Annotated in this window: 12 protein-coding genes; 7 read left to right on the plus strand and 5 right to left on the minus strand. The window is 35.9% G+C overall.

Going from position 1 to position 13,500, the window contains the following annotated elements:
- The first annotated feature begins 5 nt into the window (after positions 1-5).
- From HQN83_RS21825 to HQN83_RS21840, 4 genes are all read left to right on the plus strand, one after another.
- Positions 6-1,406 (plus strand): efflux transporter outer membrane subunit, encoded by a 1,401-nt coding sequence (locus HQN83_RS21825; RefSeq protein WP_173093345.1) that lies wholly within the window; start codon positions 6-8, stop codon positions 1,404-1,406.
- Between the two features lie 89 nt (positions 1,407-1,495).
- Entirely contained in the window at positions 1,496-2,173 is a 678-nt protein-coding gene (locus HQN83_RS21830) for a response regulator transcription factor (protein WP_173093346.1), read from the plus strand.
- A 21-nt stretch (positions 2,174-2,194) separates the two neighbouring features.
- On the plus strand, positions 2,195-3,508 hold the full coding sequence (locus HQN83_RS21835) for a sensor histidine kinase (RefSeq protein WP_173093347.1): 1,314 nt from the start codon (positions 2,195-2,197) through the stop codon (positions 3,506-3,508).
- A gap of 77 nt (positions 3,509-3,585) precedes the next feature.
- On the plus strand, positions 3,586-3,789 hold the full coding sequence (locus HQN83_RS21840) for a hypothetical protein (protein WP_173093348.1): 204 nt from the start codon (positions 3,586-3,588) through the stop codon (positions 3,787-3,789).
- Positions 3,790-3,855: 66 nt separating this feature from the next.
- Here HQN83_RS21840 and HQN83_RS21845 read toward each other — a convergent pair whose 3' ends face one another.
- The 4 genes from HQN83_RS21845 to HQN83_RS21855 form a co-directional block, all read right to left on the minus strand.
- Entirely contained in the window at positions 3,856-4,710 is an 855-nt protein-coding gene (locus HQN83_RS21845) for a sigma-70 family RNA polymerase sigma factor (RefSeq protein ID WP_173093349.1), read from the minus strand.
- Entirely contained in the window at positions 4,707-5,177 is a 471-nt protein-coding gene (locus HQN83_RS25465) for an aminotransferase class V-fold PLP-dependent enzyme (RefSeq protein WP_317172530.1), read from the minus strand. The genes HQN83_RS21845 and HQN83_RS25465 overlap by 4 nt, the downstream gene beginning before the upstream one ends.
- Positions 5,134-5,817 carry a 3-phosphoserine/phosphohydroxythreonine transaminase gene (gene serC, locus HQN83_RS25470; protein WP_317172531.1) on the minus strand — a complete coding sequence of 228 codons (684 nt, stop codon included), beginning with the start codon at positions 5,815-5,817 and terminating at the stop codon, positions 5,134-5,136. Before serC ends, HQN83_RS25465 begins: the two co-directional genes overlap by 44 nt.
- Before the next feature lie 172 nt (positions 5,818-5,989).
- Entirely contained in the window at positions 5,990-7,009 is a 1,020-nt protein-coding gene (locus HQN83_RS21855) for a LacI family DNA-binding transcriptional regulator (RefSeq protein WP_173093351.1), read from the minus strand.
- 313 nt (positions 7,010-7,322) lie between these two features.
- On the opposite strand from HQN83_RS21855, the gene HQN83_RS21860 reads away from it, so the two are divergent.
- The 3 genes from HQN83_RS21860 to HQN83_RS21870 all read left to right on the plus strand — a co-directional run bounded on the left by HQN83_RS21860 (position 7,323) and on the right by HQN83_RS21870 (position 11,998).
- Complete coding sequence (locus HQN83_RS21860; RefSeq protein WP_173093352.1) at positions 7,323-9,740, plus strand: TonB-dependent receptor; 2,418 nt, start codon at positions 7,323-7,325, stop codon at positions 9,738-9,740.
- On the plus strand, positions 9,741-10,889 hold the full coding sequence (locus HQN83_RS21865; protein ID WP_173093354.1) for a PepSY-associated TM helix domain-containing protein: 1,149 nt from the start codon (positions 9,741-9,743) through the stop codon (positions 10,887-10,889). It begins immediately after the preceding gene.
- A 134-nt stretch (positions 10,890-11,023) separates the two neighbouring features.
- Positions 11,024-11,998 (plus strand): GlxA family transcriptional regulator, encoded by a 975-nt coding sequence (locus tag HQN83_RS21870; protein ID WP_173093356.1) that lies wholly within the window; start codon positions 11,024-11,026, stop codon positions 11,996-11,998.
- On the opposite strand, the gene HQN83_RS21875 is transcribed toward HQN83_RS21870, so the two are convergent.
- Positions 11,979-13,328 (minus strand): PepSY-associated TM helix domain-containing protein, encoded by a 1,350-nt coding sequence (locus HQN83_RS21875; protein ID WP_173093358.1) that lies wholly within the window; start codon positions 13,326-13,328, stop codon positions 11,979-11,981. The genes HQN83_RS21870 and HQN83_RS21875 overlap by 20 nt on opposite strands.
- Positions 13,329-13,500: the final 172 nt, after the last annotated feature.

Here is a 13,500-nt window from a genome sequence, read left to right on the forward strand (position 1 = left end):
ATCACATGAACTTTAGATATAAATCTTATATAATCATCGGTTTTGCTACACTCTGTTTAACTGCCTGCGTAACTAAAAAATACGAACGCCCGGCGTTAAACAGTAATGATCTTTACCGTGACAACACTGGTACCGATACAGCTACTATTGCCAATTTACCTTGGAAAACTTTATTCGCTGATGCTACTTTACAAACTTTAATTCAACAAGGCCTGGATGAAAACCTTGATTTAAAGCAGGCGATAGAGCGTATTAAAATTGCTGAAGCTGCACTAAGACTAAGTAAAGCAGCTTTTTTACCAAGCTTAAGTACTGATCTATCTGTAACAGATACTAAACAATCAAGAGCTGCTTTAAACTTCCCTCCCGGAATAAATATCAATACCGAGACTCAAACATACAAGGCTCAATTGAGTACAAGTTGGGAAGCGGATATCTGGGGTAAACTTAGCAGTGCTAAAAGATCGGCATATGCTTCGCTACTACAAACAGATGCTGCAAAAAGGGCCGTGCAAACGCAACTTATAGCCAACATTGCCAATACTTATTACAACTTACTTGCATTGGATAAGCAACTAGCTATTACTGAGCAAACTGTAAAAATAAGGGAAACAGATGTTGAGACTATGAAATCTTTAAAAGAAGGGGCAATAGTTAATGGTGCTGCTGTTGTACAAAGTGAGGCAAACTTATATGCAGCGCAAGTAACCATTCCGGATCTTAAAAAAGGGATAAAAGAAACAGAAAATGCACTTAGTATTCTTTTAGGAAAAGGACCTGGCAGCATTACCCGTACTACTTTAGATGAGCAACAACCGTTTAATAATTTGCAAGCCGGTGTATCTTCACAACTGTTGCAAAACAGACCAGATGTGCAGTCCGCAGAATTTGCATTCAGAGCTGCATTTGAAAATACAAACACGGCAAAAACATACTTCTACCCTGCTCTAACTTTAACTGCCAACGGAGGATTATCAACTCTTGATCTTAAAAACTTCTTTGATCAGTCTATATTTTACAACTTAATTGGAGGTATTACACAGCCAATTTTTAATAAAGGGCAAAATAAAGCAAGGTTAAAAACTGCCCAGGCTCAACAACAACAAGCGTTTTACGGCTTTCAGCAAACGTTGTTAACTAGTGGACAAGAAGTTTCGAATGCTTTATTTGCATACCAAACAGCATCTGAAAAAGAAACAACAAGAGCAAAGCAAATTGCATCGCTTACTAAAGCTGTAGATTACACAAAAGAATTACTCCGTTATAGCTCTGCAACTAACTATACCGATGTTCTAACTTCTGAACAGAGTTTATTGGCAGCACAGTTAAATAGTACAAATGACAGACTTCAAAAACTTCAATCAATTGTTAATTTATACAGGGCCCTAGGTGGCGGTTGGAAATAGCAATCAAATTGATTAATATTACAGAAACCTGCATGGGTTTATTATTTTAGAATAATATACTCATGCAGGTTTTTAGCGTTTAGATTCTGATGAAAATACTGATTGTTGAAGACGAAAAGACACTAGCACTGGAAATGGCTGAATTTCTGGGTAAGGAAGGATACACAATTGAACACGCCTGGAAAAAGTCCACGGCTGAAGAAAAGATTTTTGTAAACTCTTACGATTTTATTCTACTCGATTTAGGCTTACCAGGTGGCGATGGTTTTGAACTATTACATCAATTAAAACAAATTGGTGGCCGTGACGATGCTGTGATCATATTAACTGCCCGAGGTGATGTTGATGACCGAATTAAAGGTTTAGAGGCTGGCGCCGATGACTATTTGGCAAAACCCTTCTCTTTAACAGAGCTATTAGCGAGAATGCATGCCATTATCAGACGCAAGCATAAACTTGAAATGAACGAGATAAATGTCCACAAGTTTACTTTAGACATCAAAAATCATAAAGTTTGTTTCAATGGAGAAAAAGTTAATTTGACAAATAAGGAATTTGAAATTTTCAACTATCTGGTATTAAACAAAAACAGGGTAATTTCTAGAGTAAACTTGACAGAACATGTTTGGGGAGATATTCTTGAAATCAATTCAGACTCAAACTTTGTTGACGTACATGTTAAAAACCTACGTAAAAAACTATCTGCATTTGCTCAAATAGAATGGTTTGAAACCGTGAGAAGTATTGGCTACAGAATCAACTTGTAATTTCATTCAAGCAATTCAATTATGAAATTACAATTTAAACTTGCTTTATATAACACACTAACCAAGGTAGCAATTATCACCTTTCTAGGTCTATTGATCCTGGTATCCATAAATCACATTTCGATAAAGCACCTTCAGCAACGGTTAGTTCAAAAGAAAGCCAAATTTATTTCAAACCTTTCCACTGTTGAGATTAATGATTTACTTACCCAGCAAAGAACCTTTACTGATTACAACTTACTTAAGGAAGAATACATTATTCTAAAAGAGGTTAAAAAAAATAACAAACCTCTTAAAAACCATTTTAGTCAAGAAGTTCGCAGTATTGAAGATATTGAGCAGGAGTATCAGATATTAACTACTGATCTGATGTTTGAAGGGAAGAGATACCAACTTGAATTAGGTGAAACTATGGCTGCAGTATCTCAATTGGAGCATACTATTTCGGTCTTTACATTTGTCATATTACTGGCAGCTGTTATCCTAACTTTAATAACCGACCTTGCTTTCACACAATTTTTATTAGCACCTTTTTATCAGATAATTGATCAAAAATTAAACCGTGTAAATGATCCGATCAACTTCAACTATAAACCTGTAAAAACCTCAACTGAGGATTTCAAAATATTGGATAAAAGCATCAGTATTTTAATGAATAAGATTGCTACTCTTTTTCTCACGGAAAAGGAATTTATAGCCAATGTATCTCATGAATTACTTACACCCATCTCTATTTTAAGCACCCGATTAGAGAATTTGCTCAATGATGAGAAATTAACTCAGGAAGGTGAGAATAAATTATTTGCATGTTTAAAAACATTAAGTCGTTTAAAATCTATCATAAATAGTTTGCTTTTAATCTCTAAGGTTGAAAACAATCAGTTTAACAAACCGGATAAGATTTCAATAAAAGAAACAGTAACCGAAGTGTATGAAGAATTAGAGCATCGATTACTTATGAAGAAGTTGGTACTAAGCATTAATCTTCCTGAAGATTATACTTTTACGGGTAACCGTTCATTACTCCATACTTTGATAAGTAATTTAGTTAGCAATGCCATTAAATATAATGTTCAGTCTGGTCGGATAAACATCTACGGTAGTAATAAACCCGATGGCTTTCATCTTTACATTGCCGATACTGGCCAGGGAATGAGTTCTGAGGAAGTTGAAAATGCTTTTATCCGTTTCGAAAAATTTCAGTCTAAAAAGGAGGATAGCTATGGACTCGGTCTGGCTATAGCCAAAAGTATTGCGGCTTTTCATCAGATTGTTGTGGGCATCAAATCAGAAAAAGACAAGGGTACTACTGTTGAGATTACCTTCCCTTTTTAGCGACCTTCCATCTTCATTAAATCTTCATGTTTACTTTGCAACTTTGATCTAACAATTAACACAAAATAATTTTAGACATGAAAAGAACAATCTTAGCGTTAGCATTAGTTGCAACAACTTTTGGCGCATTTGCACAAACTCCTGCTGCTCAAAAACCAGCTACTCCAACAACTGCAGCTGCCCAAAAACCAGTAGCTCACAAAACAGTTTCACATAAAAAAGCTACAGTTAAAAAAACCACTACAGTTGTTGCTCCAAAACCAGCTGAAAATAAAAAATAAGGCAAATAATTAGGTTCAATAGTTTTGTCTAACCGTCTGTTTTATTAACAGGCGGTTTTTTTCTATTTAAAACCTAAGATCAGGATTGCCCTTTAGATAAACTCGTAAAATTATCAATGCCTCATCCTTTAATTGTCGCACTCGCTCCTTACTGCGATTAAAAAGTACTGATATATCATCCAAAGTTCGCGCAGTTTGCCCTATTCCAAAAAACATTTTTAATATCATCTCTTGTCTAAAAGGTAATATCTTAAGGGTTTTATCTAAATCAATATTAAAAGATTCAAGCATTAAAGAGGCATCAGCAGTGGGCGAATTCTCATCAGCTATAGTGTCAATTAAAGTGTAACCTGTTTCATCATTCGTCACCATATCTAAAGAATAGGTCTTCTGAGAACTTAAAATACAATCGGCTATTTTCTCTGCCGAAAGTCCTGTTTCTTCACTAAGTTCCTGATAAGTTGGTAATCTTTCATTCTTTTGCTCAATGGCATTACTGGCCTTATTAATATTCAACAGGTTTAATATTTTATTCCCGGGCAGTCTTACTATGCGGTTACTTTCCTGTAAATATTTCCAGATATTTTGGCGAATCCACCAAACGGCATAGGAAATAAATCTAAAGCCTCTGGTTTCATCAAATCTTTCAGCAGCATATACAAGTCCTATATTTCCAGCACTAATTAAATCGGTTAGTGGAAGTCCTTTGCCTTGAAACGTCTTTGCTATGGAAACCACAAAACGAAGATTTGCCCTAATCAATTTATCTCTGGCTCCTTCAGTATTTTCTCTAATTTTTTTCGCAAGCTCCCCTTCCTCATCCAGGCCAATCAAAGGAATTTTATTTATATCATTCAGATATAACGATAGCTCTCCTGAATCCCTGTTTAAAATAGACTGGGTGATCATTAGTCGTCTCATATTGTATTTGATTTAAATTTAAAGCTCTTAAACTGATCCTTACTCATAAAGTCGGTCATACATTCCACCAAAACCTCCACACCTGAAATTTCCATGGCATTGTATAGGGAAGCCCTAAAGCCACCGATGGAACGATAACAATGAATCCCTAGTACCCCCCTGCTTTCGGTGAAATTCAAAAACTCAGTCTCCCGTTCTCTATTGTACATTTTAAAAGTCATGTTCATTCTGGATCTATCAGGTTTATCTGCCAATCCATAGAAATAGTCACTGTTATCAATTGCATCATAAAGTAGGTTTGCTTTGGCTATATTATTTTGCTCTGCTTGTTTTACTCCACCAATTCCCTTTAACCAGCGTAAATTCAGCATCGCTACATAAATAGAAAATACAGGAGGAGTATTAAACATTGAATTATGCGCTTCATAAATGCGGTAATCGGACATTGAAGGAATTAAATTCTCCATGCGCTGCAGAAGCGTTTTTTTTAACAATAACGAGTGTTAGTCCAGCTGGGCCCATATTTTTTTGAGCACCTGCATAAATCAGGTCAAAATCAGCAACATTAATTTGTCTACTAAAAATATCAGAAGACATATCACACACCACTGGCACATTTGTTTCAGGAAATGTAAAAATTTCTGTTCCTTCAATAGTGTTATTTGAAGTACAATGAAAATAGACCGAGTCACCAGGAATATAATAATCATAAGAAATATGGTCGTAATCGCTATCCTTAGAACTAGCAACAATATGGACAGGTCCAAATAATTTAGCTTCAGCTATAGCTTTTAAAGAAAAACATCCTGTATCTAGGTAAGAGGCTCTTTTAAGCTGCTGCATTAGGCACATGGGTACCATAGAGAACTGAGTACTTGCCCCTCCTTGCAAAAATAAGATACTATAATTGTCTGGTACACCTAAAAGTTCTCGAACAAGACTCTGGCATTCATGTATTACATTTTCAAATTCTGATGACCGATGTGAAATCTCCAGAATACTTATCCCAGTTCTATTATAATCTTTAACAGCATCAGAAGCCCCATTTAAAACAATATCTAGTAAAATACATGGGCCTGCCCCAAAATTATACTTTTTATTAGCCATTGCGGTTTATATTGGTACCGCAAAAGTCGGAAGCAGTTTTTTGAAAAAAGGGCTCAGAATAAAGTTCAGTAAACTCTCATATATTAAGAAGATAAACCAAATCTTATTGGCTATACCAACCTAATTATAGTATTAGCCAAATATAATTCTTGGATGAAAATAAAATTTGTGTTTAAAGTTTCACGACAGTAGAGCTTCTCACATTTAAAACAGTAGGTAATACAACCTCAAACTGCTCTTCATCGCTCTTGGAGCTATTTAGTCTTTTTAATAAAAGATTCATTATATTTTCTGCAATCTCTTCAAGGGGCTGAGCTACAGCGGTAATTGGAGGTGCAGAAAACTCTAGCAATTCAAAATCATCAAATGACAATAGCGCAATATCATCGGGAATTTTCAAACCAAGCTGTTGAATAGCCCTTAACCCAGCCATTGTAATATAATTGGTAGCACATATAATAGCATCAAGACCCTTTTCCTCTTTTAAGAATGCAGAAACGTCTTGAATTAATTCTGATGAAGGGCCATAAGTTAATTTTTTAACATGCGATTTTAAACCCTCAGATTTAATGGCATCTTCATAACCGCTCAATCTATCTAGCATTTGCTGTTCAATTGTATCGATTGTTATAAATCCTATGTTTCTATATCCTTTATCTTTTAAATGTTTAACAGCATTAAATGTACCTTCATGGTTATTGATAATTACATAGTCAGCTTTAATATCGGGAAAATATCTATCAAACAAAACCACGGGTTTTCTACTCATGGTCAAAGACTTAACTTCGTCTTCCAAACCATTCGGAAGGGCAATAATATATCCATCAACATGCCTATCCTGAAAAATTTGCAATAATTCCTGCGCCTTTGTCTTGTTATTTCTTGTGCTACTATAAATGATTTTATAACCATTTTGCGAAGCTTTTTCATCAATAAACCTTGCAATACCAGAGAAAAATGGTTCTGAAATATCGTCAACTAAAAAGCCAATAATATTGGTTTTTCCTGTGCGAAAGCTTTTAGCCAAGGCATCAGGTTTATAGCCCAATTCCTCAACAAGTTCTAAAACCTTCTTAGTTAAAGGTTCGCTAATCCTCTTCTCCTTAGCTTTACCATTTACAACAAAAGAAACTGTACTGATTGAGATGCCTAATAATTTGGCGATATCTTTAATTGAAACCTTTTTTTCCATTAGTTTAATTCCCTATTAATCCTGCAATATAGTAATTCAGCGGTTATTTCCTATTCTTTGATTAAAGCTATGTATAAACATGCAGTATACTCAATAACATTGTTTATCTGTTCCCCAATAAATGCAGAACCGACAATAATTTTTCCCTGTTTTACTTATAAAGAACCCGCTTTTAACAGACTTTTCATCAAAACTATCAAATTATCGAAACCATACAGATTAGAATAATTCTAAATAAATTTTGATTATAAAATATTAGACGCTTACTTTGCTATTAATTAGAATTAATCCAAATAAACAAACAAAAGAATAAATGAATAATTTTAAAGTAGTTAACTTACTTATAACGCTTCTATTTCTCTCCGTTAATACTATTGCCCAACAAGTCGGTGATATTAGTGGAAAGATCATCACATCAGATGGGCACAATGCAGCATTTGTATCCGTTAAACTAATTGGAAAACCTTTTGGGGCCACCACAAATGAGAACGGCGACTATGAAATCAAAAAAGTAAATATTGGAAAATACACGATAAGAGTATCCGCTGTTGGCTTAAGTCCTCAAGAAAAAACGGTAGACGTTACAGAATCTGGAAATACTAAAGTTGATTTTGTGTTGAGAGAAGACCTTAGTACACTAGAAGAAGTAAACATATCTACAAATGCTAAAAAATACAAAGTAGATCAGCCTTCATCTTCTTTAAGATTAAACCAACCTTTATTAGAAATTCCTCAAAATATTCAAATTGTTAGCGGATTAGCATTGGCTGATCAACAGATAATTAGTATGAGTGATGGTGTACTTAGAAACGTTAGTGGTGCTGCGAGACTAGAACATTGGGGGGATATGTATACTAATATCACAATGAGAGGCTCCCAAATTCAAGCAATGCGAAATGGCTTTAACTTTGTTTCATCGTATTGGGGACCGCTTACAGAGGATATGAGCATGGTAGATCATATTGAATTTGTTAAAGGTCCGGCTGGTTTTATGATCGGCAATGGTGATCCAAGTGGCATGTATAATGTTGTTACTAAAAAACCAACAGGCAACAATCGTGGTGAAGTTTCTTTTACAGCAGGGAGCTTCGACCTGTACAGAACTAGTGTAGATTTTGACAGAAAATTAACTGATGACGGAAAGTTGCTTTTCCGATTGAATGCTGCTGCACAAACTAAGGGTTCATTCAGACCATTTGAGAAAAATGATCGCTATACTTTTGCCCCCTCATTAAGCTACCAGATATCTGATAAAACAAAACTAACAGCAGAATATGCATTACAAAATGCCAAGATGACTGAAGTAGGTTCTTTTTATATTTTCTCTCCAGAAGGTTATGCTAGTTTACCACGGGATTTCACACTTACGCAACCAGGAATACCCCCTACCAGAATTAACGATCATAGCGCTTTCATTAATTTACAACATAACTTCAGTGATAACTGGAAAGCAACGGCACAGGTAGCTTATTCTAAATACCTGCAAAACGGATATAGTTCTTGGCCATCAGCAGTTTATGCCAACAGTACCATAATTAGAAATGTAGGTATTTGGGATGCCGAAAGTAGTATGAAACTAGCCCAATTCTTTATAAACGGAAAAGTAAAAACAGGTGGGATAAATCATAATATTTTAGCTGGCTTTGATGGAGGTAAAAAAAACTACATGGCAGATTGGGGTCAATCGCATAATTTAGACCTCCCCTCTTCCCCTTTTGATTTAAAGAATCCTAACTATGGCTTTCCATCTAATGGCTACCCAAACTTCGACAGACAAACCAGTTTGCAAGATAGGGCTATTGCTGCAGGAGGTTTAATGGATCAAAAATATCTTAGCGGTTATTTACAGGACGAACTTGGTTTTATGGATAACAAAATTCGCTTAACACTTGCCGGCAGGTATACCTATGTAAGTCAATCAGTCTGGGGCGGAAGTCCAGACAAAGCGAAACATTTCACTCCACGTGTGGGTTTAAGTATTTCTGTAGACAAAAACACTTCGGTATATGCTGTATATGATGAAGCATTTACACCTCAAAGTGGCTTTTTACGCAACGGAGGAAGCATTGATCCTATCACTGGCACAAATTATGAAGTTGGTATAAAGAAGGATTGGTTTAATGGAAAATGGAATACCACTTTATCAGTGTACCGAATTCTAAAACAGAATGAACTTACAGCAGATCCCTTCAATAAAGCCGGCGAAAACTTTAGTGTCGTAGTTGGTGAGAAAAGAGCTCAGGGTATAGAATTTGATTTAAAAGGTGAAATCTTCGCTGGGCTGAAATTGATAGCAAATTATGCATATACAGATGGTAAAGTAACCAAAGTAGCTGATGGTGTAACAAGTATGGCTGTTGGCCAGGTAGTTCCAGGATTTTCTAAACATATCTCAAATGCTTGGTTAAGTTATACGCTACAAAGAGGAGCACTTAAGGGCACAGGTATTTCTTCCGGTTTTACCTATCTGGCGGGCAGAGCTATGGGTACTTACAGTGGTGACAATTCAAAACAGAATCTACCTGATTATTTTAAATTGGATGCAGGCCTTTTCTGGGAAAATAGAAGCATAAGAATTACCGGAAACGTTTTTAATCTTCTAGATAAATATTTGTATTCAGGAGCCTATTATACCAATTACTGGAATGCGCCAACTTATGACCAAGCAGTCTTCTCCTGGCAGGCAGAATCTCCGAGAAATTATCGATTAAGTATTGCCTACAAATTTTAAATGAGTACGACTAAGAAATACCGGTTTAAATACTGGATAGGACAAATACACTTATGGCTCGGATTAACGTCAGGGCTATTTGTATGTTTTTTAGGCATAACCGGTTGCATATTGGCCTTTGAACGTGAAATAGAAAACGTTACCCAACCTTATCGTTTCGTAGAGATCCAAAACAACCCTTTTATTGAGCCCTCTAAATTAAAACTGATTGCTGACAAGACTGTTCCAGGCAAACATGCACATAGTGTTAGTTATGAAAAAGGTGCTTCCACACGAGTAGTGTATTTTGCCGAAAACCCTGAATATTATTGGATTGTTTTTCTTAATCCTTACACCGGAGAGGTGCTAAAGGTTAAAAACATGGACGATGATTTCTTCAGAATAATGATCATGGGTCACTACTATCTATGGCTTCCCCCAAACATTGGTCAGCCACTTCTAGCCAGTGCTACTTTAATGTTCTTCTTTTTATTAATTTCCGGATTGATTTTATGGTGGCCAAAAAACAAAGCCGCCAGCGCCAAAAGATTTACTATTAAATGGAATGCCAAATGGAAAAGGGTAAACTACGATCTGCACAACGTGTTCGGCTTTTACATGACATGGATTCTTATTTTTATCGCTTTTACAGGCTTGGTTATGGGCTTTCAATGGTTTGCTAAATCAAGCTTCTGGATAGCCTCCGGAGGTAAAACGCTGAACCAATTTGAGGAAAGCTTCTCCGATAGTACATTAGTTAATTCCGCCATTGGGCGTAAGCCTGCTATTGATATTTTATGGGCTAGAACATTAAACAAAATGCCCGGATATACTGGGGGTTTGGAGGTACATGTTCCTGAAAACAAAAAATCGGCAATCGAAATTGCAATAAATCCGGATACAGATACTTACTGGCAGGCAGATTTCTTGTACTACGACCAATATACACTAAAAGAAATAGAGGTTAATCATGTATACGGAAAACTCGCTAATGCCAGCTTTGCAGATAAGATGATGAGAATGAATTATGATATTCATATTGGTGCAATAGCCGGATTACCAGGAAAGATAATGGCTTTTGCAGCTAGCCTTGTTGGCGCGAGTTTACCTATAACCGGCTTCCTTATTTGGCGTGGACGTAAAAAGAAAAGTAAAAAATCAATCACATAGTAGCGGCTAGTTCAGACCAAAACTGGTAAACATATGTTTACCAGTTTTGGTCTGAACTAGCAATACATGAACAAATCTTTAACTTTAAACTCTTTGTACATTTTTTCCTAATTTGCATATCTAAATGCAAGATCATGGTACAAGTTGCACTGCTGTTAACTAAAAAATATCGACTACTTAGTATAGCTGCTATTTTAGATGTTTTCGATACTGTAAATAGTTACTATAAATCTAATGGCAAGGATGCTATTTTTGATCTCAATCTGTTCTATATAGGAGATTACACCAATGAAGTAGCCACATTTGAGAAGTATATTCCCAAACTTTTAACTGCAACCGATAAGCAAGACATTGTGCTAATACCCGCTTTTGATACAGGCGAAATGAGCTTATTCTTAAATGAGAATGTAGAATTTTTGCCTTGGTTGCAGCAACAATACAAAAAGGGTGCTGAGATTGCTAGTTTTTGTACAGGAGCCTTCCTACTTGCTGCAAGCGGCTTACTAAATGGCAAACAAGCTACTACACACATTAATGCCAGTACAGCATTTGCTTCTTATTTTCCTGATGTAACATTTAAACCTGATGCGGTAGTTACCCACGATACAAGAATTTATACAAGCGGAGGAGCAACAAGTAGTTTCCATCTGTTACTGCGTTTAATTCATAACTATTGTAACAGGGATGTAGCTGTACGTGTGGCTAAAATATTTTCAATTGATATGAATCGCGATCAGCAAAGCCATTTCGGTTCATTTACACCTATACGTGATCATGGAGATGAATTGGTGTCGAAAATACAACTCAGTATGGAAAATACCTACAGCGAGCCAATAACCATTGAAGATATATTGAAACAAATCCCATCAAGCAGACGCAACATTATACGTAGGTTTAAACATGCAACGGGAAATACATTAATTGAATACCTGCAGAAAACCAGGATAGAGGCAGCAAAAAAACTGCTTGAGCAAACAAACCAAAGTATTATGGAAGTTATGCTAAACTCGGGATATAATGATCTTAAAACCTTTAGGCAGCTATTCAAAAAGAATTCAGGAATGCCACCTAAAGATTATCGTGATAAATTTAAAGTGCGGGTTGCATAGCTTGAACAGGATTTACCTTTTTAGGCTTGCGTTTCTTTTTCAGTTTATTAAGCCATATTAATGTACCGGTAACCGGCAATGTGGTAGCAACTAAGCATGCAAAGAAATAGATTATTTTGGTAAACATACCATAAACATCACCTAGGTGCAATGCTTTAATTGATCCTGAAACCCTCTCATTAAAAGGCTTATCCTTAAACACATCTACTTTTAAAACTCCGGCAGTATATTGATCAAGCAATAACTTATCCCCTGCTGAAGGAGCAAAAAAGCCTGTACGATTCTTGGTAATGGCAATTGCAGAAAGAGAATCTTTTGGCAACGAAACCAAATAATCACCAGCATAAGGAAGTACTTCTTGAGCTTTATCTATATATTTAGCTATACTTAATGACTTAGCATTCTCAGCGTTGATTTTTGAGACCGGATCTGCAGGAGGCTCAAATCCTTCAGGCTGATAAGTACCCAATGTTTTTCTTAACGCTTCTCTATACCAAGGAAACGACCATTGAGGTCCGGTAATACCCATCAAGAATAAAAATATACAGGCGTAAAAACCCAAACTATTATGCAAATCGTGATTGGTTCTTTTCCAACTCCCACTCCATTTCACTTTTAAACCCTGTCTCCAGGCTTTCATCTTTTGAGGAAACCAGATTACAATTCCTGTTATTACTCCTAATGTGAAAAGGATTGTAGCCGTACCTGAAATATAGCTACCTAGTTTGCGGTTTTCTAACTCACCGAACAATGGTTTCTCTATTTTATCTAATAGTAGCCATCTGTGCAAACTAAACATAGTTTTCATGAATTCTCCTGTTGCAGTTTTTGTTTCAGAAACATTACCAAGCACTTCTCCTGTATATTGATTTACCGCAAAGGCTGATGGGCGCTTTCCTTCTCCTGGTCCTTCTTTTCCTTTACCACCTTTATTTTTATCTTTTGAAGGAGCTCCTGATAATTCTGCTGCTCCTTTTTTCCTATCTCCTCCTTCTTTTTTTCCTTCTCCATCTTTATCTTTCATCTTAACCATGAACTGATACGTCTTGTTAGGATCAGCCGGTATTTTAACTGAGGTAACCTTACCACCGGTACTCGCTTTAACTCTTGCCATCAATGCCTCTATTTGGATTGGTTTAGCTCCTTTGGCATCTACCTTATATAATTCAGGTGAAGCCATTTCTTTAAGTTCAGTATTGAATACATATATAGTACCACTTAGACAAATAAGGATTACAATGATACCACTGGCTAAACCTAGCCAAAGGTGAATGTCGTTAAAGAATTTACGTGTTTTTTGCCAGGCTGTTTTAGTTTTCCCTTGTTTCATTTACTGTAAGAATTGATGGTATTTTCTGCAAAAGTAAAATAAATTTACAATTATTTAGACTACTTCTAAATACTTATTTGTAACTAAATTACTACTAGGACCGACCCTTATATATATATCGTTAAATTTAAATACCGTGATAATACCATCACAATCTGTTCTAAATCAACAA

Source organism: Pedobacter foliorum (genome assembly GCF_013266735.1).
Taxonomy (GTDB): Bacteria; Bacteroidota; Bacteroidia; order Sphingobacteriales; family Sphingobacteriaceae; genus Pedobacter; species Pedobacter foliorum.

Bases quoted from the DNA above. Each gene is read 5' to 3' on its own strand.
- HQN83_RS21825 (WP_173093345.1), top strand. From the start codon at position 6: ATGAACTTTAGATATAAATCTTATATAATCATCGGTTTTGCTACACTC.
- HQN83_RS21830 (WP_173093346.1), top strand. From the start codon at position 1,496: ATGAAAATACTGATTGTTGAAGACGAAAAGACACTAGCACTGGAAATG.
- HQN83_RS21835 (WP_173093347.1), top strand. From the start codon at position 2,195: ATGAAATTACAATTTAAACTTGCTTTATATAACACACTAACCAAGGTA.
- HQN83_RS21840 (WP_173093348.1), top strand. From the start codon at position 3,586: ATGAAAAGAACAATCTTAGCGTTAGCATTAGTTGCAACAACTTTTGGC.
- HQN83_RS21845 (WP_173093349.1), bottom strand. From the start codon at position 4,710: ATGAGACGACTAATGATCACCCAGTCTATTTTAAACAGGGATTCAGGA.
- HQN83_RS25465 (WP_317172530.1), bottom strand. From the start codon at position 5,177: ATGGAGAATTTAATTCCTTCAATGTCCGATTACCGCATTTATGAAGCG.
- serC (WP_317172531.1), bottom strand. From the start codon at position 5,817: ATGGCTAATAAAAAGTATAATTTTGGGGCAGGCCCATGTATTTTACTA.
- HQN83_RS21855 (WP_173093351.1), bottom strand. From the start codon at position 7,009: ATGGAAAAAAAGGTTTCAATTAAAGATATCGCCAAATTATTAGGCATC.
- HQN83_RS21860 (WP_173093352.1), top strand. From the start codon at position 7,323: ATGAATAATTTTAAAGTAGTTAACTTACTTATAACGCTTCTATTTCTC.
- HQN83_RS21865 (WP_173093354.1), top strand. From the start codon at position 9,741: ATGAGTACGACTAAGAAATACCGGTTTAAATACTGGATAGGACAAATA.
- HQN83_RS21870 (WP_173093356.1), top strand. From the start codon at position 11,024: ATGGTACAAGTTGCACTGCTGTTAACTAAAAAATATCGACTACTTAGT.
- HQN83_RS21875 (WP_173093358.1), bottom strand. From the start codon at position 13,328: ATGAAACAAGGGAAAACTAAAACAGCCTGGCAAAAAACACGTAAATTC.